Here is a 19,534-nt window from a genome sequence, read left to right as displayed (position 1 = left end):
TCCCGGGGGCCGACTTCGTTCCTGTGACGAGCGGGATCAGTCCTTGATCTCGCAGATCGCGGCGCCCGAGGTGACCGAGGCGCCGACCTCGGCCGTCAGGCCGACGATGGTGCCGGAGCGGTGCGCGTTGAGCGGCTGCTCCATCTTCATCGCCTCGAGTACGACGACCAGCTCGCCCTCCTCGACGCGCTGGCCCTCCTCCACCGCGACCTTGACGATGGTGCCCTGCATCGGGGAGGCGAGGGTGTCACCGGAGGCGGCCGGGCCGGACTTCTTGGCGGCGCGGCGCTTCGGCTTGGCACCGCCCGCGGCGGCCGTACGGGCCAGGGTCATGCCGAGCGACGACGGGAGGGAGACCTCCAGGCGCTTGCCGCCGACCTCGACGACGACCGTCTCGCGGCCGGGCTCGTCCTCGGTGTCCTCCGCGGCCGGGGCCGTGAACGCCGGGATCTCGTTGACGAACTCGGTCTCGATCCAGCGGGTGAAGACCGTGAACGGGGTGCCGTCCGTCGGCGCGAACGCCGGGTCCGTGACGACCGCGCGGTGGAACGGGATGGCCGTGGCCATGCCCTCCACCTCGAACTCCGCCAGGGCGCGGGCGGCGCGCTGGAGGGCCTGCTCGCGGGTGGCGCCGGTGACGATCAGCTTGGCGAGCAGGGAGTCCCACGCCGGGCCGATGACCGAACCCGACTCGACACCCGCGTCGAGCCGCACGCCGGGGCCCGACGGCGGGCTGAACTTGGTGACGGTGCCGGGGGCGGGCAGGAAGCCGCGGCCCGGGTCCTCGCCGTTGATGCGGAACTCGATGGAGTGGCCGCGCAGGACCGGGTCCCCGTAGCCGAGCTCCTCGCCGTCGGCGATGCGGAACATCTCGCGGACCAGGTCGATGCCGGTGACCTCTTCGGAGACCGGGTGCTCGACCTGCAGACGGGTGTTGACCTCCAGGAAGGAGATCAGGCCGTCGGCGGAGACCAGGAACTCGACCGTGCCGGCGCCGACGTAGCCGGCTTCCTTCAGGATCGCCTTGGACGCGGCGTACAGCTCCGCGTTCTGGGCCTCGGAGAGGAACGGCGCGGGGGCCTCCTCGACGAGCTTCTGGTGGCGGCGCTGCAGCGAGCAGTCACGCGTGGAGACGACGACCACGTTGCCGTGGGAGTCGGCCAGGCACTGGGTCTCGACGTGCCGCGGCTTGTCGAGGTAGCGCTCGACGAAGCACTCGCCGCGGCCGAAGGCGGCGACGGCCTCACGGACGGCGGAGTCGTAGAGCTCCGGCACCTCTTCGAGGGTGCGGGCGACCTTGAGGCCGCGGCCGCCACCGCCGAAGGCGGCCTTGATGGCGATGGGCAGGCCGTGTTCCTTGGCGAACGCGACCACCTCGTCGGCACCGGACACGGGGTCCGGGGTGCCGGCGACCAGGGGCGCGCCGGCCCGCTGGGCGATGTGACGGGCGGCGACCTTGTCGCCGAGGTCCCGGATGGCCTGCGGCGGCGGGCCGATCCAGGTCAGTCCGGCGTCGAGCACGGCCTGGGCGAAGTCGGCGTTCTCGGAGAGGAAGCCGTATCCGGGATGGATGGCGTCCGCACCGGAGTCGGCTGCGGCCTGAAGGACTTTGGAGATGTCCAGGTAGCTGGCGGCCGGGGTGTCACCGCCCAACGCGAAAGCTTCGTCGGCCGCGCGGACGTGCAGAGCGTCCCGGTCCGGGTCGGCGTAGACGGCTACGCTCGCGATCCCGGCGTCCCGGCAGGCCCGAGCAACGCGGACAGCGATTTCGCCACGGTTGGCGATGAGCACCTTGCGCACGATGGCTCCCTCCTTGAAACAAGCTGAGTTTAGGGACAGCCCACACGGCCTTTCGACCCTTCCCCAGTGGTGACCTTGCCCACACAGAGTGTGATGCGAGGTCCGGTGGGCCGGAAAACCCGTATGGCGCCCCAGGTCAGGGGGATCCCCGACTGCACAGTAACCCCGTCATGTAGCCAAGGTCTCTGTCCGGCCGGTCAGCGGGCCCGGGTGATTCTTTGTCGAGTCCCTACGAACGGCCCACATTTTCTTTGCTTGATCGCTGTCCGGGGGCCCTACCGTAACGAAGCGGCCCCGACCCCTTGTCCGCACGTTTACCCGTTAGTAGCCTCCAGGCGTCGAACAGGCTTGTGACGTGTGGGGGGTGGGGGCGTCGTGCTGCGCAGACTCGTGGCCGGACTGGCCGCGATCGTGCTCGTCGCGGAAGCGGCCGTGCTCGTGCTCGTCCACCTCGTGCTGGGCGCGACCACGCGGAACCAGTCGATGTCCATCGCGGGCAGCGATCCGGATCTCATGTCCAAGGCCACGTACGCCCTCGGGGCGGGCCTGGGGGCCTTCCTGCTCCTGTGCGCCGTGATCGCCGCCCTGACCGCGGTACGCGACCGGGAGCCGGGCCGCTTCGCCCGTGTCCTGCTCGTCTCCGCCGCCGTCACCCACGGCGTCCTCGGGGTCCTCACCGTCGCCCTGGTCGGCTGGGGCGCCTTCGCGGTGATGATGCTGATCCTGTGTCTCCTCGTCCTGACCCTGACGCTCTACGCCGGGAGGCCCGGGAGCGGAGCCGCGGAGGGCGACGTACGGGACACGCCGCCGCCTCCGCCGCTCGGGGAGCTCAAGCCCACAAGTCCGTGATGGACACACCCAGTTCGCCCAGCAGGGAGCGCAGCAGCGGCAGCGACAGCCCGATCACGTTGCCCGGGTCCCCGTCGATGCCCTCGATGAACGGCGCCGACAGCCCGTCCAGGGTGAACGCGCCCGCCACGTGCAGCGGCTCTCCGCTCGCCACGTACGCCGCGACCTCCGCGTCCGTGGGCTCGCCGAAGTGGACCGTCGTGGAGGCCGTCGCCGAGACCTGACGGCCACTCGCCGTGTCGATCACGCAGTGCCCCGTGCGCAGCACCCCGGACCGCCCGCGCATCGCCTTCCAGCGCGCCGTGGCCTCCTCGGCGTCCGCCGGCTTGCCCAGCGCCTCGCCGTCCAGCTCCAGTACGGAGTCACAGCCGATCACCAGCGCGCCCGCGGCCTCGTCCAGGGCCGCCACGACCGCCGCCTTCGCCTCGGCCAGGGCGAGGGCCAGGGCGGCCGGCTCGTCGTGGTCCAGCGTGTCCTCGTCGAAGCCGCTGACGATCACGTGGGGGGCGAGCCCGGCCTGCCGCAGCAGGTTCAGGCGGGCGGGGGAGGCGGAGGCGAGAACGAGCGTGCGGCCGTTCGGGGGCGGCGGAGTGGCGGTCATGGGGTCATCGTAGGGGCGCGCACGGACCCCTGCGGAAGCCCCCGGGGCCCGCGGACCCGGCCCCGGCCTGATCCGTGAAGACACCCCCTAGAAGCCCACGCCCAGGACGTAGACCACGACGAGCATGGCGAGGGCGAGCACCACGGTCATCCGCCGGACCATCGCCTGCGCGTCGCGCATGTCCTTCGGCGGCTCGTTCTTCGGATCGGACCAGAGCATGCCCCGATCCTGGCCCCGAAGACGCCTGTGGCGCCTGAGTACGGGTACTCAGGCGCCACCGTCCGTTCGCGTCATGTTCCGCCGGAGCGGCTATGTCGTGTCGGCAAAGTCCCGCCTGGCCGGAGGGGCCCCGCCCTTCGGGCGGCCGGCGCCACTTTGACGACACTCCCTAGGGCCAGTACGTACGGCCCCAGGCCCGCGGCCCCGGCCGCGGCAGCCGGCGCCGCGCCACGCGGGCCGGCGTCGACCACTCGTCCGCGACCCGGGGCGCGCCCGGCGGCGTGGAGGCCAGCGCCGCCGCGCGCGCTTGGACCACCGCCAGTGTGGCGGCCAGCTCCTCCGGCGTCGGATTGCCCTTGACGACCTTGATCACCACAGAGACCTCCTGGAGGGGCTAGAGGGGGATGTTGCCGTGCTTCTTCGGCGGCAGGGACTCCCGCTTGGTGCGCAGCTGCCGCAGCCCCTTCACCACGTGCGCCCGGGTCTCGGACGGCATGGTCACCGCGTCGATGTAACCGCGCTCGGCGGCCGTGTACGGGTTGAGCAGCGCGTCCTCGTACTCGGCGATGAGCCGTGCCCGGGTCTCCTCCACATCATCCGCCTCCGCGATGGCGCGCCGGTGCAGGATGTTCACCGCGCCCTGAGCGCCCATGACGGCGATCTGCGCGGTCGGCCAGGCCAGGTTGAGGTCCGCGCCGAGGTGCTTGGAGCCCATGACGTCGTACGCGCCGCCGAAGGCCTTGCGGGTGATGACGGTGATCAGCGGCACGGTCGCCTCCGCGTACGCGTAGATCAGCTTCGCGCCGCGCCGGATGATTCCGTTGTACTCCTGGTCGGTGCCCGGCAGGAAGCCCGGCACGTCCACGAACGTCAGCACCGGGATGTTGAAGGCGTCGCACGTACGGACGAAGCGCGCCGCCTTCTCGGAGGCGTTGATGTCCAGGCAGCCGGCGAACTGCATCGGCTGGTTGGCGACGATGCCCACCGGGTGGCCCTCGACCCGGCCGAAGCCGGTGAGGATGTTGGGCGCGAAGAGCGACTGCGTCTCCAGGAACTCCGCGTCGTCGAGCACGTGCTCGATCACGGTGTGCATGTCGTACGGCTGGTTCGCGCTGTCCGGGATCAGGACGTCCAGCTCGCGGTCGGCGTCGGTGACCTCGGTGTCCGCCTCCTCCGGGAAGGCGGGCGGCTCGGAGAGGTTGTTCGACGGCAGGTAGGCGAGCAGGGACTTCACGTACTCGATGGCGTCCTTCTCGTCACCCGCCATGTGGTGCGCGACGCCGGACGTGCTGTTGTGCGTGCGCGCCCCGCCCAGCTCCTCGAAGCCCACGTCCTCGCCGGTGACCGTCTTGATGACGTCCGGTCCGGTGATGAACATGTGCGAGGTCTGGTCGACCATGACCGTGAAGTCGGTGATCGCGGGGGAGTAGACGGCGCCGCCCGCGCAGGGCCCGACGATCAGGCTGATCTGCGGGATCACGCCGGAGGCGTGGACGTTCCGGCGGAAGATCTCCCCGTACATGCCCAGCGCGCTGACACCCTCCTGGATGCGGGCGCCGCCGGAGTCGTTGATGCCGATGAGGGGGCATCCGGTCTTCAGCGCGAAGTCCATGACCTTCATGATCTTCTGGCCGTAGACCTCGCCGAGGGCCCCGCCGAAGACGGTGAAGTCCTGCGAGAACACCGCGACCGGCCGCCCGTCGACGGTGCCGTAACCGGTGACGACGCCGTCGCCGTAGGGGCGGGTCTTCTCCAGCCCGAAGCTGGTGGAGCGGTGCCGGGCGAACTCGTCCAGCTCGACGAACGAGCCCTCGTCCAGCAGCAGGGCCACCCGCTCACGCGCCGTCAGCTTGCCCTTGGCGTGCTGCTTCTCCACGGCACGCGCGGATCCGGCGTGGGTGGCCTCGTCGATGCGGCGCTGCAGGTCCGCGATCTTGCCCGCGGTGGTGTGCATGTCGATCGGCTCTGAGGGTTGTGACATCGGGGTCGCGGCTCCCTGCGTGGTGTCAACTGCCTGGTCAATTGATTGACTACGGCTGGCTACTGGTGCGTAGCGTATCGGCGGGCATGGCGCTCGGCAGTGCGGCGTTTGACACACCTACATTGGGTTGCATGACGCCATCAGATGCATCAGCAGGAGCCTCCGCCGGACGCTGGTCGAACCTGGAGCGGCCGCCCCTCAACGCCGCCGGCCTTCAGCGGGCCCTGGTCGGCGAGGGCGGGCTGTGGACCTCCCTGGAGGTGGTGACCGCCACCGGGTCGACCAATTCCGATCTCGCCGCGCGGGCCGCGGAGCTGCCCGAGGGGGCTGTGCTCGTCGCCGAGGAGCAAACCGCCGGACGCGGGCGGCTCGACCGCAGCTGGGTCGCGCCTCCCCGGTCCGGGCTGTTCTTCTCCGTCCTGCTCAAGCCGGGCGACGCGGTGCCCCAGGAGCGGTGGGGATGGCTGACCCTGCTCGCCGGGGTGGCCACCGCCGCCGGGCTGTCCCGGGCCGCCGGGGTGGACACCGCGCTCAAGTGGCCCAACGACCTGCTGGTCACCGTGGAGGGCGAGGAACGCAAGGCCGGCGGGATCCTCGCCGAGCGCGTCGCCGACGGCGTGGTGATCGGGATCGGGCTCAACGTCAGCCTGACGGAGGACGAGCTGCCGGTGCCGGGCGCCGGCTCCCTCCTCCTGGCCAAGGCCGCCGTGACCGACCGGGACCCGCTGCTGAGGGCCGTACTGCGGGCCCTGGAGCAGTGGTACGGGAACTGGCGCGCGGCCGGTGGCGACCCGGCCGCCAGCGGCCTCCAGGAGACCTACGCGGCCGGCTGCGCCACCCTGGGCCGGCACGTCCGCGCGGAGCTCCCCGGCGGCCGCACGCTCACCGGAACGGCCGAAGCGGTCGACACCGATGGCCGCCTGGTGATCCGTACGGCCGAAGGGCAGCACGAGGCCGTGGGCGCGGGGGACGTCGTCCACCTGCGGTCGGTGCACTGACCCGGTGGCACCGGGGCCCGAGGCCGCGTTCCCCCTCCTCCGAGAAACGGGGAGGGGGAGTGAGCTACGGCACACCTGCCGTATGGTTTAGGCGATCCCGGTGCTCGTGGTGATCAACCGGTTCGGCAGGGCATTGCGCACGGAATGGACAGGAGGCGGCCCTTGACCGTCGACGACTCAACGTCCAGCGCGCCCAACCCCGGGCACACCGGTCCCGGCACCCCGATCGGGCGGGACCAGCACACCCCGCACCACGAGGTCGACCACACGGCGCAGCCGACGGCCGACCCGCTCGCCATCCGGCTGGAGCAGCTGATCCTCGGCGCCGAGCGCCGCTACACGCCCTTCCAGGCCGCCCGCAGCGCCGGGGTCTCGATGGAGCTCGCCTCCCGCTTCTGGCGGGCCATGGGCTTCGCCGACATCGGCCAGGCGAAAGCGCTGACGGAGGCCGACGTACTGGCGCTGCGCCGGCTCGCCGGCCTGGTGGAGGCGGGGCTGCTGTCGGAGCCGATGGCGGTGCAGGTGGCCCGGTCCACCGGGCAGACCACGGCGCGGCTCGCGGAGTGGCAGATCGACTCCTTCCTGGAAGGGCTCACGGAGCCGCCGGAGCCGGGCATGACCCGTACGGAGGTCACGTACCCCCTGGTGGAGCTGCTGCTGCCCGAGCTCGAGGAGTTCCTCGTCTACGTGTGGCGGCGCCAGCTGGCGGCCGCGACCGGGCGCGTGGTGCAGGTGGCGGACGACGAGGAAATGGTCGACCGGCGCCTCGCCGTGGGCTTCGCCGACCTGGTGGGCTTCACCCGGCTGACGCGGCGGCTGGAGGAGGAGGAGCTCGGCGAGCTGGTCGAGTCCTTCGAGACCACGTCGGCGGACCTGGTGGCCGCGCACGGCGGCCGGCTGATCAAGACCCTCGGCGACGAGGTGCTGTACTGCGCCGACGACGCGGCGACGGCGGCCGAGATCGCGCTGCGGCTCATCGAGACGATGGAGGCCGACGCCCAGATGCCCGAGCTGCGGGTCGGGATCGCCTTCGGCACCGTGACGACCCGGATGGGCGATGTCTTCGGGACCACGGTGAACCTGGCGAGCCGGCTGACGTCGATAGCGCCGAAGGACGCGGTGCTGGTGGACGGGGCGATGGCCGAGGAGCTGGGCCGGACCGGGGCCGCGCCGGTCTCGGAGAAGGAGGCCGAGTCGGAGGAGGGCGGCGGCGGGTACCGCTTCGCGCTCCAGCCGATGTGGCAGCGGCCGGTGCGTGGTCTGGGCGTCGTGGAGCCCTGGTCGCTGACGCGGCGCAAGCCTAAGATCCCGGGGTAACGTTCGTTAACCGGGAGGGTCTGTCCGATGTCCGAGTCCGAGTCCGAGTTCTCGTCGGGGTCCGTGTCCGCGTTCGTGTCGGTACGCCGGCACGGTGAGGACGGGGTCGTGGAGCTGGCCCTGGACCGCCCGAAGGCCATGAACGCGGTGTCCACGGCGATGGCGCGCGCCATCCGCGACGCGTGCGCGGCGCTGGCCGCGGATCCTTCCGTACGGGTGGTCGTGCTCTCCTCCACCGCGGAACGGGCGTTCTGCGTCGGCGCGGACCTCAAGGAGCGCAACTCGCTCTCGGACGCCGAGCTGGTGCGGCAGCGGCCGACCACGCGCGGGGCGTACGGGGGCGTGCTGGAGCTGCCGATGCCCACGATCGCCGCCGTGCACGGCTTCGCGCTGGGCGGCGGCTTCGAGCTGGCCCTGGCCTGCGATGTGATCGTCGCCGACGAGACGGCCGTGGTCGGCCTGCCCGAGGTGTCGGTGGGCGTGATCCCGGGCGGCGGGGGCACGCAGCTGCTGCCGCGCCGGGTGGGCGCGGCGCGGGCGGCCGAGCTGATCTTCACGGCGCGCCGGGTGGAGGCGGCGGAGGCGCTGTCCCTGGGCCTGGTGGACTCGGTGGTTCCGGCGGGCGAGGACCGGGCGCAGGCCCTGGCGCTCGCCGCGCGGATGGCGGCGAACTCCCCGGTGGGCCTGCGGGCGGCCAAGCGGGCGCTGCGGCTCGGGCACGGGATGGACCTGGCGGCCGGTCTGGAGATCGAGGACGCGGCCTGGCGGACGGTGGCCTTCTCCGGGGACCGGGCGGAGGGCGTGGCGGCGTTCAACGAGAAGCGCAAGCCGAACTGGCCCGGGGAGTAGGCAGCGGGGCGGGCGCTGACCCCGCTCACCCTTCGTGATCTTGCGACCGCCGAAAGTCGCGCCGATTGTCACCAAATCGGACAAACTTCCCTAACCTGGGGTGATGGGAGTCGACGGGCGGCTGCGAGCCGTGGTGGGCCTCGCGCAGGCGATGGCCGCGGCCAACGCGCCGCGGGACAGTGTGCGGGCGGCCGCGCGGGGCGCACGGGTGGCCCTGGACGGCTCCTTCGCCGCGATCTCCGCGTGGGAACGCGAACGGGGGCGCCTGCGGGTGCTCGTGAACGAGGGGGAGCGGCGGCCCGGGGAGGTGGAGTTCCCCGACGACGAGTCCTACCCGGTGCACGACTTCCCCGAGATCACCGAATTCCTGCACGAGCGGTGGGCGGGCGGCGGCGGCCCGCACGCCTGGGTCGAGAACGCCGTCGGCGACCGGCCCGGCCGGCGCGGCGACGCGCTGCGCCGGCGCGGGCGCGGGACCTGCGTGGTCGCGCCGATCGTGCTGAGCGGGCGGGCGTGGGGCGAGCTGTACGTCGCCCGGGACGAGGGGCTGCCCGACTTCGACGAGGACGATGCCGAATTCGCGACCGTCCTCGCGGCGGTGGTCGCGGCCGGGCTCGCGCAGAACGAGCGGCTGGAGGAGGCCCGGCGGCTCGCGTTCACCGACCCGCTGACCGGGCTCGCGAACCGGCGGGCCGTCGACATGCGGCTCGACGAGGCCCTGGACGAGCACCGGCGGACGGGGGCCGTGGTCAGCCTCGTCGTCTGCGACCTGAACGGCCTGAAGAAGGTCAACGACACCCTGGGCCACGCCATGGGCGACCGGCTGCTGGAGCGCTTCGGATCGGTGCTGAGCCTGTGCGGGGCCATGCTGCCGGGTGCGTTGGTCGCGCGGCTGGGCGGTGACGAGTTCTGCCTGGTCGGCGTGGGTCCAACGGCGGACGAGGTGGTCCGGGTCACGGAGGAGCTGTGCGCGCGGGCCGCGGAGCTGGAGCTGGGGGAGGGCGTGGCCTGCGGGGTGGCGTCCACCGGCGATCCGATCGGGCTCGTGAAGTCCTCCCGGCGGCTGTTCCGCCTTGCCGATGCGGCGCAGTACAAGGCGAAGGCGGCCCGCTCGGCGAAGCCGGTCGTCGCGGGGCGCGACACCGCCGTGGTCCGCCTGGCCGACGCCGCCGCCGAAGCCGCCTCCGGCGAACGCCGCCGCTTCCGGGGCCGCCAGTGACGGCCCCCCGTCTCCAGACCCCCCAGGGGGCGCGCCTCAACCGCCGGCGGGGCCGGGAGTGCCCGCTGCCGCCGGTGCCCGCCTGCGGGCCGTGTCCTGGGGCTCCGCCCCAGCCCCCGCGCCTCAAACGCCGGCGGGGCTGGATTTGGCGCTGCCGTCCGTTTGGTGCGGCCTGCCGCCCGCAGCCGCAAGCCGAGCGGGGGCACATCCAGCCTCGCCGGCGTTTGAGGCGCGGGGGTGCGGGGCGGAGCCCCGGCGACGGCCCGCAGGCGGGCTGTCGGCGCTTGAGGTGCGGCGGAGCCCGGGCCGCTCGGAGGGGGTGACATGAAGCGATTCAATCCGTAGGGTGCTGAATATGGATATGCACACTGTCGTAGTGGGGACCTCCGGGACCACCGCCGAGGACGTCATCGCCGTCGCCCGCGACAACGCCCGGGTCGAGCTGTCCGCCGAGGCCCTGGCCGCACTCGCCCGCGCCCGCGAGATCGTCGACGCGCTCGCCGCCAAGCCCGAGCCCGTCTACGGGGTGTCCACCGGGTTCGGCGCGCTCGCCTCCCGCCACATCAGCCCCGAGCTGCGCGCCCAGCTCCAGCGCAACATCGTCCGCTCGCACGCCGCCGGCATGGGCCCGCGCGTCGAGCGGGAGGTCGTCCGCGCGCTGATGTTCCTGCGGCTCAAGACCGTCGCGTCCGGGCACACCGGCGTGCGTCCCTCCGTCGCCCAGACCATGGCCGACGTGCTGAACGCCGGCATCACCCCCGTCGTCCACGAGTACGGCTCCCTCGGCTGCTCCGGCGACCTCGCGCCGCTCTCCCACTGCGCGCTCGCGCTCATGGGCGAGGGCGACGCCGAGGGCCCGGACGGGACCGTCCGCCCCGCCGCCGAGCTGCTCGCCGAGGCCGGCATCGAGCCCGTCGAGCTCCGGGAGAAGGAGGGCCTCGCCCTCCTCAACGGCACCGACGGCATGCTCGGCATGCTGGTCATGGCCCTCGCCGACCTCCGCAAGCTCTACACCTCCGCCGACATCACCGCCGCGCTGACGCTGGAGGCGCTGCTCGGCACCGAGAAGGTGCTCGCGCCCGAGCTGCACGCCATCCGCCCGCACCCCGGCCAGGGCGCCTCCGCCGCCAACATGGCCGCCGTCCTCACGGGGTCGGGGCTCGTCCGGCACTACCAGGAAGAGACCGCCCCGCGCGTCCAGGACGCCTACTCCGTGCGCTGCGCCCCGCAGGTCGCCGGCGCCGGCCGCGACACCATGGCGCACGCCGCCCTCGTGGCCTCCCGCGAGCTGGCCTCCGCCGTCGACAACCCCGTCGTCCTGCCCGACGGCCGCGTGGAGTCCAACGGCAACTTCCACGGCGCCCCGGTCGCGTACGTCCTGGACTTCCTGGCCATCGCCGCCGCCGACCTCGGCTCCATCGCGGAGCGGCGCACCGACCGGCTGCTCGACAAGAACCGCTCGCACGGCCTGCCGCCGTTCCTCGCCGACGACGCCGGCGTGGACTCCGGTCTGATGATCGCCCAGTACACGCAGGCCGCCCTGGTCAGCGAGATGAAGCGGCTCGCGGTGCCGGCCTCCGCCGACTCGATCCCCTCCTCCGCCATGCAGGAGGACCACGTCTCGATGGGCTGGTCGGCCGCGCGCAAGCTCCGTACCGCCGTCGACAACCTGACCCGGATCATCGCCATCGAGCTGTACGCCGCCACCCGCGCCATCGAGCTGCGCCACGGGCTGACCGCCGCCCCGGCCAGCCTGGCCGCGATCGAGGCCGTCCGCGCGGCGGGTGTGCAGGGCCCCGGGCCGGATCGTTTCCTCGCGCCGGACCTGGCCGCCGCCGACGAGTTCGTCCGTACGGGTGCTCTCGTCGCCGCGGTGGAAAGCGTGACCGGCCCGCTCGCCTGACGAGCCGACCGCGCGACACGAGGGCCGTCCCGACCGGGGCGGCCCTTCGCGTTGTGCGCCGCTGCCCCTACAGGGCGCGCGAGCGGCGTACCGAGAAGGTGACGAAGCCGGCCCCGATGCCGAGGCAGACCGTACCGCCCAGGAGGTACGGGGTGGTGTCGACCGAGCCGGTGTCGGCGAGCGAGAGCGGAACCGGCTCGGAGGCCGTCTGGGGCCGCGCCCCGGCCGCGGGCGCGGTGCCGTCGGCGCCCGCGCCGTTGGCGGCGGCGGGCACGCCGGAAGGGCCTGCCGGGGCCCCTGGTGCGGTGGCATTGGCCGAGGGCACGAACCAGAGGGCGCCGAGGAGGGTGGTCGCTCCGAGAGCGGTGAGCAGCGGACGACGTGCGGACACGGTGCGATCCCCCTTGTGGCAGCAGCGAATTGGCCGTGTGCGGTGATGCTACGGAAAGGGGCGGGTCGTGGGAAAGCCGGGGGCTGCGCGGGCTTACTCTCCGTCGTATGAACCCTTCTGAGACATCACGATTCATCCGCCTTCGGGTGGATTTGGTACTGGAGGTTCCGGATCCGGATGCACTGACCGGAGCCGCCCTCGCCCACATCGAGGCCGACGAGTTCATGCCGGACGAGGAGCGGGGCCACGCCGAGTCCGCCGTCCGCGAGGACGAATCGGAGGCCCTCGCCTACCTGGTGGACCCCACCGACCTGGTCGCGGAGATCCCCGGCGTCGAGCTGGCGCAGGCCTCCTGGAGCAGCGAGCCCGTGGAATACGACCCCGAGTCCATGGAGTGGGACCTCGACGAGGAAGATGGGGACTTCGACGAAGAAACCGACAACGCCTGACCGTGTGGTTGCCCACATCCAACGGAATGTGGAACCGATCCGCGACGTTATCGCGTTGTCTGGACGAGGCAGGGGGGCGTTCCCCCCTGCCCGGCCCAACCCCGGGACGGCAGCCCAGGGGTTTCCGGCAACGATGGAGTGGCGTGTGAGGACGGACAGCAAGCGGAGGAGAAGGTCCTTGATGGCCGTCTCCGCCGTGCTCGGCGGTGTACTGATGCTCGCGGCGTGCGGCGGCGAGGACGACGGGAAGCCGGCCGCATCGGAGACCAGCAAGTCCCAGGCGGATGTCGACGCGGCGGCGGCCAAGGACGCCTCCAAGGCCCGAATAACGATCACGCCGAAGGACGGCGCCACCAACGTCGGCCTCAACGACGCGACGAACGTCGCCGTCAGCGACGGCACGCTCACCAGCGTCGAGCTGAAGACCTCCGAGGGCACGGCCGTGGCCGGCAAGATCGCCGCCGACGGCAAGAGCTGGAAGCCCGACGCGGCGCTGAAGCGCTCCACCAAGTACGCCCTGTCGGCGACGGCGAAGGACGCCGACGGCCGCGAGGCGCACGAGAACGCCTCCTTCACCACGGTCTCCCCGGAGAACAGCTTCGTCGGCTCGTTCATCCCGGACGAGGGCCAGACCGTCGGCGTGGGCATGCCGGTCTCGATCACCTTCAACAAGCCGATCAAGGATCAGAAGGCCGTCCAGGCCGCCATCTCGGTCACCTCCAGCAGCGGCCAGGAAGTCGTCGGCCACTGGTTCGGCGCGCAGCGGCTGGACTTCCGCCCCGAGCAGTACTGGCAGGCGAACTCCACCGTCACGCTGAAGCTGGCGCTGGAGGGTGTCCAGGGCGCGCCCGGCATCCAGGGCGTCCAGAACAAGACCATCACCTTCAAGATCGGCCGGAGCCAGGTCTCCACGGTCGACGCGAAGTCGAAGAAGATGACGGTCACCCGGGACGGCGCGGTCCTCAAGACCATCCCGATCTCGGCGGGCTCCCCGGAGAACCCGACGTACAACGGCCAGATGGTGATCTCCGAGAAGTTCAAGGAGACCCGCATGGACGGCTCGACCGTCGGCTTCAAGAACGAAGAGGGCAAGGGCGAGTACGACATCAAGGACGTCCCGCACGCGATGCGCCTGTCGACCTCCGGCACCTTCATCCACGGCAACTACTGGGGCTCGGACTCGATCTTCGGCAGCGTCAACACCAGCCACGGCTGTGTCGGCCTGAACGACGCCAAGGGTGCGAACGACCCGAACCAGCCGGCCGCCTGGTTCTACGAGAACTCGCTCATCGGCGACGTGGTCACCGTCATCAACTCCCCGGACAAGACCATCAAGCCGGACAACGGCCTCAACGGCTGGAACATGAGCTGGGCGGAGTGGAAGGCCGGCGCGGCCGTCTGACCCGCCCGACCCCCTGATCCGCGCAACAGACGGCGGGGAGCCCTTCACGGGCTCCCCGCCGTCCGTCTTTCCCCGCGCGGACGGCCCCTAAGAGGCGGCCGGAGTGGCGGGGGCGGCCTGGGCGGCCGGGGCGGCCGCAGTGGTGCGGCCGGGGAGCGGCGCCGCCGACCGGGAGCTCCACGACGACAGCAGGCGCAGGGCGTCCTGCGACGGCGAGCCCGGCTCGGGGTGGAAGGTGACCAGGCACTGCTCCGCATCGCCCGGGAGCGTCAGCGTCTCGAAGTGCAGGTCCAGCGCGCCCACCAGCGGGTGCCGCAGCTTCTTCACCCCGTGCGTCTTGTCCGCCACCGTGTGCGCCGCCCACAGCCGCCGGAACTCCTCGTTCTTCACCGACAGCTCCCCGACCAGCGCCGAGAGCTGCTCGTCGTCGGGGTGCCGGCCCGCGTACATGCGCAGGTTGCTCACCATCTCGCAGGCCCGGCACTCCCATTCCGCGAACAGCTCCGCCGTCGCCGGGTCCAGGAACACCAGCCGCACCAGGTTCCGCTCCTGCGGCGGCAGCGCCCCGAAGTCCCCGAACACCGCGGCCGCCAGCCGGTTCCAGCCGATGACGTCCTGGCGCCGCCCCACGAGGTACGCGGGGACGCCGTCCATCGCGTCCAGCAGGGCCCGCAGTTCCGGCCGGACCTGCTGGGGGCGCCGGCTCTGGCGGCGCCTGCGGGGCACGGGGCGCGCCAGGTGCATCAGGTGCGCCTGCTCGGTCGCGGTCAGCCGCAGCGCCCGCGCGATCGCCTCCAGGACCTCGGTCGAGACGTTGTGCCCGGCGCCCTGCTCCAGGCGCGTGTAGTACGCGACCGACACCCCCGCCAGCTGCGCCAGCTCCTCGCGGCGCAGCCCGGGGACGCGCCGGCGGCGCCCGTAATCCGGCAGGCCCACGTCCTCGGGGCGCAACTGCGCGCGGCGGGTGCGGAGGAACTCGCCGAGACATGCTCCGTGATCAAGCTGGTCCATGGCGCCAGTATGGCCGGGCGGCGAGCCGTCGCACCGGCTTGTTCCTGACCCTGCCAAGGGTAGGTTCGCCCGTCCTAGGCAGGACAGGGGGCTGGGTGGGCACCGCCGGGACCGGCAGTCTGAACACCGTTGAGAACAGCGTCACCCCGAGGAGCACCCATGTCCGTCACCCAGGTCGCCGCCTACGCCGCCCCCGCCCCCAAGGCCCCGCTGGAGCGCACCACCGTCCCGCGCCGGCCCGTCGGCGAGCACGACGTCCTCATCGACATCAAGTACGCCGGCATCTGCCACTCCGACATCCACCAGGTCCGCGACGGCTGGGGCGAGGGCATCTACCCCATGGTCCCCGGCCACGAGATCGCCGGTGTCGTGGCGGAAGTGGGCCCGGGCGTCACCAAGTTCGCCGTCGGCGACCGGGTGGGCGTCGGCTGCTTCGTCGACTCCTGCCGCGTCTGCGCGTACTGCCGGGCCGGCCAGGAGCACTTCTGCGTCCGGGGCGCGACCGGCACCTACAACGCCCTCGACAAGAACGGGGACCCCACGTACGGCGGTTACTCCACCCACGTCGTCGTCGACGAGAACTACACCGTCCGCATTCCCGACGCCCTCCCCCTCGACGTCGCGGCCCCGCTGCTGTGCGCCGGCATCACCCTCTACTCCCCGCTGCGGCACTGGCAGGCGGGCCCGGGCAAGAAGGTCGCCGTCGTCGGCCTCGGCGGACTCGGCCACATGGGCGTGAAGATCGCGGCGGCCCTGGGCGCGGAGGTGACCGTCCTGTCCCAGTCCCTGCGCAAGAAGGAGGACGGCCTCAAGCTGGGCGCGTCCCACTACTACGCCACGAACGACGAGACCACCTTCGAGAAGCTCGCCGGCAGCTTCGACCTCATCCTGTCCACCGTCTCCGCGCCGATCGGCCTGGACGCGTACCTCGGCCTGCTGAAGGTGGACGGCGCGCTCGTGAACGTCGGCGCCCCGGAGGAGCCGGTCGCACTCAACCTCTTCTCCGTCATCGCCGGCCGCAAGACCCTCGCCGGCTCGATGATCGGCGGTATCGCCGAGACCCAGGAAATGCTGGACTTCTGCGCCGCACACGGATTGGGCGCGGACATCGAACTGATCACCGCGGACCAGGTCAACGAGGCGTACGAGCGCGTCCTGGCCAGCGACGTCCGCTACCGCTTCGTGATCGACGCCTCGACCATCTGACCCCCCGCCCTGCCACGCGGGCGGCGGGTCAGCCCGGCCGGGCGGTCACTCCGCCGCGGCCACCCCGATCGGGCAGGAGACGCCCGTGCCGCCGATGCCGCAGTAGCCGCCGGGGTTCTTGTCGAGGTATTGCTGATGGTGAGCCTCCGCCGGCCAGAACGGGCGGTCCGCCGCCGGGAGGATCGCCGTGGTGATGTCGCCGTAGCCCGAGGAGGCCAGCACCTGCTGGTAGGCCGTGCGGGAGGCCTCCGCGGTGGCCTGGTGGGCGGGGGAGTGGGTGTAGATCGCCGAGCGGTACTGGGTGCCGACGTCGTTGCCCTGGCGGAAGCCCTGGGTGGGGTCGTGGGACTCCCAGAACAGCTTGAGGAGGGCCGCGTAGGAGACCCGGTCCGGGTCGAAGACCACGCGGACGACCTCGGTGTGCCCGGTCAGGCCCGAGCAGACCTCCTCGTAGGTCGGGTTCTCGGTGAAGCCGCCCTGGTAGCCGGCCAGGGTGGTCCACACCCCCGGCGTCTGCCAGAACTTGCGCTCGGCGCCCCAGAAACAGCCCAGCCCGAAGTCGGCGACCTCGAGGCCCTCCGGGTAGGGGCCGGCCAGCGGGTTGCCGAGGACCGTGTGGCGGTCGGGAACGGAGAACAGCGGCTCCGCGCGGCCCGTCAGGGCCTCCTCGCGGGTGGGGAGCTCGGGCGTGCGGCGGTACGAGAACATGGAATCGATTCCCTTCTTGTGGGAGTGACAACGGACGGGGGCCGGCCGGGATTCCCCGGCCGGCCCCCGTTCTCGTCGCGCGCGTCCCGCCCCCGGTGCGGGCCGCGGACCGCCCCGTTCAGTGCGGGAGCGTCGCCGGCGAGCCGCCGTTGGCCTCGTACCCGGCCACCGCCAGCGCGCGGTAGATCGCGTACTGCGCCGCCGGGTCCTCCGAGGCCGACCACGGCAGGGCGCCCACGTAGCCGTCCACGTGCCGGACCTGCTCCATCGCCTCCGCCCAGCGCTCCATGTTGACCAGGAACAGCAGCAGCAGGTGCCGTACGTGCGCGAGCATCGGGTCGTCCTGCCGCGCGGTGTGCACCGCGTACAGCGCCCCCTCCACCGCCCGCGTCACGACCGTGCTCTGGTAGAAGCCCCCGGTCAGGATCACGTCCGGCAGGTTCTCGTACAGCGCGAACAGCGGCAGCGCCGCCAGCAGCGAGCCCTGCGGGGCCCGGGCCGCCGCCGCGTGCGAGAAGGCCTCGGCCTTCTCCCGCGAGCCGTGCCACTTCTCGCACCAGTAGTGCAGGGCCGCCAGGTGCGCGCCCATGTGCTGCGGCGCCCGGTCGATGACCTTCGCCCACAGCTCGTCGAACTCCGCCTCCGGGTAGGCCAGGCCCCGCGCGACCGCCAGCTCCGTGATGTACGGGACCGGGTCGCCCGGCGACAGCAGCGCCGCCTTGCGGCACGCCTCCCGCGCCTCCTCCAGGATGATCCGGTGGTCGTCGGAGCCGACACCGCCCGAGGCCCGCCACGCCTGCTGCACCAGCAGCTCCGCGTGCACCTGCGCGCCTCCCGCGTCCTTCTCCGCCTCCAGCCGCCACGCCTTCAGCCACTGCGCGCCGACCCCCGGCTGCCGTACGAGTTCCAGCGCCGCGGCGCCGCCGAAGGCCTGTACGCGCTGCCAGCGCTGCTCGCCCTCCTTCGGGGTCCCGGCGAGCAGCTGCGAGGCCGCCTGCCACTGCCCGGTGCGGCGGACGTTGTCGAGGGCGTCCATCAGGTCGCCGTCGGGCCCCGGGATGCGGATGTCGAGGTCCTCCTGGCGGTCGAAGCCGTAGTTCGCGGGGTCGGCGGCGTCGGGGCTGCCGGGCGCGACCTGGCGGATGCCGCCCCCGCGCCGGGCCCGTACGAACGAAAAGGTCATGGCGGCGAGCAGGGCGAACCCCATCAGGACCCAGATAATCTCCATGCCGCCAAGCGAACCAGACTCAGGGGGCCGCAGGCCAATGGGAGGCCGGTGGCAGGCCAATAGAGGAGCGGAGCCCAGGCGGGGCTTAGGCTCTGCCCATGAGCGACGACAGCCACGAGCACCAGAGCTTCGAGACCCGCGCGATCCACGCGGGCAACACGGCGGACCCGCTGACCGGCGCGGTCGTACCCCCGATCTACCAGGTATCCACGTACAAGCAGGACGGCGTGGGCGGACTGCGCGGCGGCTACGAGTACAGCCGCAGCGCCAACCCGACCCGTACCGCGCTGGAGGAGAACCTCGCGGCGCTCGAGGGCGGCCGGCGCGGCCTCGCCTTCGCGTCCGGTCTCGCCGCCGAGGACTGCCTGCTGCGTACGCTGCTCTCCCCGGGCGACCACGTGGTCATCCCGAACGACGCGTACGGCGGCACCTTCCGCCTCTTCGCGAAGGTCGTCTCCCGCTGGGGCGTGGAGTGGTCGGTGGCGGACACGTCCGACCCGGCGTCGGTGCGGGCCGCCCTCACCCCGAAGACCAAGGTCATCTGGGTCGAGACCCCCTCCAACCCGCTGCTCGGCATCACCGACATCGCCGTCGTCGCCGACATCGCGCGCACGGCCGGCGCGAAGCTGGTCGTGGACAACACCTTCGCGTCGCCGTACCTCCAGCAGCCGCTCGCGCTGGGTGCGGACGTGGTCGTGCACTCGCTGACGAAGTACATGGGCGGGCACTCGGACGTGGTTGGCGGCGCGCTCGTCACCGCGGACGCGGCGCTGGGCGAGGAGCTGGCCTACCACCAGAACGCGATGGGCGCGGTGGCCGGGCCGTTCGACTCGTGGATCGTGCTGCGGGGCATCAAGACCCTCGCGGTACGGATGGACCGGCACGCGGAGAACGCGGCGAAGGTCGCCGAGCTGCTGACCCGGCACCCGAAGGTGCACAAGGTCCTCTACCCGGGCCTGGCCGAGCACCCGGGGCACGAGATCGCCGCCAAGCAGATGCGGAACTTCGGCGGCATGATCTCCTTCCAGGTCACCGGGGGTGAGGCGGCGGCCGTCGAGGTCTGCAACCGTGCCAAGCTCTTCACGCTGGGCGAGTCCCTCGGTGGCGTCGAGTCGCTGATCGAGCACCCGGGGCGCATGACGCACGCGTCGGTGGCGGGCTCGGCGCTTGAGGTGCCGGGGGACCTGGTTCGCCTGTCGGTGGGCATCGAAAACGCCGATGACCTCCTGGCGGACCTGACCCAGGCCCTGGGCTGACCCCCGCTCCCCCCGCCGGGCTCCGCCCGGACCCGGCGGGGCGTACGGACCGGGTGCGGCGGGCGGGGCGGGGGGGCGCGGCGCCCCCCCCGGGCGGGCCGCCCCCCAGCGCGCCCCGCCGGGGGGGGGGGCCGGGGGGGGCGGGAG

The 19,534-nt window shown here is 72.4% G+C and carries 19 protein-coding genes; 10 read left to right on the top strand and 9 right to left on the bottom strand.

What is annotated here, in order from left to right; translation table 11 throughout:
• Positions 1-36: 36 nt before the first annotated feature.
• Positions 37-1,800, bottom strand: a complete 1,764-nt coding sequence (locus tag ACIP5M_RS28670) for an acetyl/propionyl/methylcrotonyl-CoA carboxylase subunit alpha (RefSeq protein WP_401202088.1) — start codon at positions 1,798-1,800, stop codon at positions 37-39.
• A 375-nt stretch (positions 1,801-2,175) separates the two neighbouring features.
• Here ACIP5M_RS28670 and ACIP5M_RS28665 point away from each other — a divergent pair, with 375 nt between their 5' ends.
• Positions 2,176-2,649, top strand: coding sequence for a hypothetical protein (locus ACIP5M_RS28665; protein WP_401202086.1), 474 nt, complete (start codon positions 2,176-2,178; stop codon positions 2,647-2,649).
• On the opposite strand, the gene ACIP5M_RS28660 is transcribed toward ACIP5M_RS28665, so the two are convergent.
• The 4 genes from ACIP5M_RS28660 to ACIP5M_RS28645 form a co-directional block, all read right to left on the bottom strand.
• The gene (locus ACIP5M_RS28660; protein ID WP_401202085.1) at positions 2,630-3,250 is read right to left on the bottom strand and encodes a nucleoside triphosphate pyrophosphatase; all 621 of its coding nucleotides are present in this window, start codon (positions 3,248-3,250) and stop codon (positions 2,630-2,632) included. The two genes, ACIP5M_RS28665 and ACIP5M_RS28660, sit on opposite strands and share 20 nt — an antisense overlap.
• 87 nt (positions 3,251-3,337) lie before the next feature.
• Complete coding sequence (gene mmpB, locus ACIP5M_RS28655; protein ID WP_401202083.1) at positions 3,338-3,469, bottom strand: morphogenic membrane protein MmpB; 132 nt, start codon at positions 3,467-3,469, stop codon at positions 3,338-3,340.
• 169 nt (positions 3,470-3,638) lie between these two features.
• Positions 3,639-3,845, bottom strand: a complete 207-nt coding sequence (locus tag ACIP5M_RS28650; RefSeq protein ID WP_401202081.1) for an acyl-CoA carboxylase subunit epsilon — start codon at positions 3,843-3,845, stop codon at positions 3,639-3,641.
• 18 nt (positions 3,846-3,863) lie between these two features.
• Positions 3,864-5,450, bottom strand: coding sequence for an acyl-CoA carboxylase subunit beta (locus ACIP5M_RS28645; RefSeq protein WP_401202080.1), 1,587 nt, complete (start codon positions 5,448-5,450; stop codon positions 3,864-3,866).
• A gap of 131 nt (positions 5,451-5,581) precedes the next feature.
• Here ACIP5M_RS28645 and ACIP5M_RS28640 point away from each other — a divergent pair, with 131 nt between their 5' ends.
• The 5 genes from ACIP5M_RS28640 to hutH all read left to right on the top strand — a co-directional run bounded on the left by ACIP5M_RS28640 (position 5,582) and on the right by hutH (position 11,736).
• Complete coding sequence (locus tag ACIP5M_RS28640) at positions 5,582-6,448, top strand: biotin--[acetyl-CoA-carboxylase] ligase (RefSeq protein ID WP_401202078.1); 867 nt, start codon at positions 5,582-5,584, stop codon at positions 6,446-6,448.
• Positions 6,449-6,610: 162 nt separating this feature from the next.
• Positions 6,611-7,765, top strand: coding sequence for an adenylate/guanylate cyclase domain-containing protein (locus ACIP5M_RS28635; protein ID WP_401202077.1), 1,155 nt, complete (start codon positions 6,611-6,613; stop codon positions 7,763-7,765).
• A gap of 27 nt (positions 7,766-7,792) precedes the next feature.
• Entirely contained in the window at positions 7,793-8,614 is an 822-nt protein-coding gene (locus ACIP5M_RS28630) for an enoyl-CoA hydratase/isomerase family protein (protein ID WP_401202075.1), read from the top strand.
• A gap of 103 nt (positions 8,615-8,717) precedes the next feature.
• Positions 8,718-9,833 carry a diguanylate cyclase domain-containing protein gene (locus tag ACIP5M_RS28625; protein ID WP_401202073.1) on the top strand — a complete coding sequence of 372 codons (1,116 nt, stop codon included), beginning with the start codon at positions 8,718-8,720 and terminating at the stop codon, positions 9,831-9,833.
• A 361-nt stretch (positions 9,834-10,194) separates the two neighbouring features.
• The gene (hutH, locus tag ACIP5M_RS28620) at positions 10,195-11,736 is read left to right on the top strand and encodes a histidine ammonia-lyase (protein WP_401202278.1); all 1,542 of its coding nucleotides are present in this window, start codon (positions 10,195-10,197) and stop codon (positions 11,734-11,736) included.
• A 67-nt stretch (positions 11,737-11,803) separates the two neighbouring features.
• Here hutH and ACIP5M_RS28615 read toward each other — a convergent pair whose 3' ends face one another.
• Complete coding sequence (locus ACIP5M_RS28615) at positions 11,804-12,127, bottom strand: hypothetical protein (RefSeq protein WP_401202071.1); 324 nt, start codon at positions 12,125-12,127, stop codon at positions 11,804-11,806.
• A gap of 146 nt (positions 12,128-12,273) precedes the next feature.
• Between ACIP5M_RS28615 and ACIP5M_RS28610 the strand changes: the two genes are divergently transcribed.
• Both ACIP5M_RS28610 and ACIP5M_RS28605 read left to right on the top strand, forming a co-directional pair.
• A complete protein-coding gene (locus ACIP5M_RS28610) occupies positions 12,274-12,576 on the top strand; it encodes a hypothetical protein (protein WP_401202070.1) in 303 nt (100 codons plus the stop codon).
• Positions 12,577-12,709: 133 nt separating this feature from the next.
• On the top strand, positions 12,710-13,978 hold the full coding sequence (locus ACIP5M_RS28605; RefSeq protein ID WP_401202068.1) for an Ig-like domain-containing protein: 1,269 nt from the start codon (positions 12,710-12,712) through the stop codon (positions 13,976-13,978).
• 87 nt (positions 13,979-14,065) lie between these two features.
• Here ACIP5M_RS28605 and ACIP5M_RS28600 read toward each other — a convergent pair whose 3' ends face one another.
• The gene (locus tag ACIP5M_RS28600) at positions 14,066-14,989 is read right to left on the bottom strand and encodes a helix-turn-helix domain-containing protein (protein ID WP_401202067.1); all 924 of its coding nucleotides are present in this window, start codon (positions 14,987-14,989) and stop codon (positions 14,066-14,068) included.
• Positions 14,990-15,148: 159 nt separating this feature from the next.
• On the opposite strand from ACIP5M_RS28600, the gene ACIP5M_RS28595 reads away from it, so the two are divergent.
• Entirely contained in the window at positions 15,149-16,195 is a 1,047-nt protein-coding gene (locus ACIP5M_RS28595; RefSeq protein WP_401202065.1) for an NAD(P)-dependent alcohol dehydrogenase, read from the top strand.
• A 45-nt stretch (positions 16,196-16,240) separates the two neighbouring features.
• On the opposite strand, the gene msrA is transcribed toward ACIP5M_RS28595, so the two are convergent.
• Both msrA and ACIP5M_RS28585 read right to left on the bottom strand, forming a co-directional pair.
• Positions 16,241-16,903 carry a peptide-methionine (S)-S-oxide reductase MsrA gene (msrA, locus tag ACIP5M_RS28590; RefSeq protein WP_401202064.1) on the bottom strand — a complete coding sequence of 221 codons (663 nt, stop codon included), beginning with the start codon at positions 16,901-16,903 and terminating at the stop codon, positions 16,241-16,243.
• Positions 16,904-17,021: 118 nt separating this feature from the next.
• Positions 17,022-18,131: a hypothetical protein gene (locus tag ACIP5M_RS28585; RefSeq protein ID WP_401202062.1), complete on the bottom strand. Its 1,110-nt coding sequence runs from the start codon at positions 18,129-18,131 to the stop codon at positions 17,022-17,024.
• A 98-nt stretch (positions 18,132-18,229) separates the two neighbouring features.
• Between ACIP5M_RS28585 and ACIP5M_RS28580 the strand changes: the two genes are divergently transcribed.
• Positions 18,230-19,387: a cystathionine gamma-synthase gene (locus ACIP5M_RS28580; protein WP_401202060.1), complete on the top strand. Its 1,158-nt coding sequence runs from the start codon at positions 18,230-18,232 to the stop codon at positions 19,385-19,387.
• The last annotated feature ends 147 nt before the right edge of the window (positions 19,388-19,534 follow it).

The organism is Streptomyces sp. NPDC088762 (genome assembly GCF_044750905.1).
GTDB lineage: Bacteria > Actinomycetota > Actinomycetes > Streptomycetales > Streptomycetaceae > Streptomyces.
Note: the sequence above shows the minus strand (reverse complement) of the source record. Positions and strands in the feature narration are given on the sequence as shown.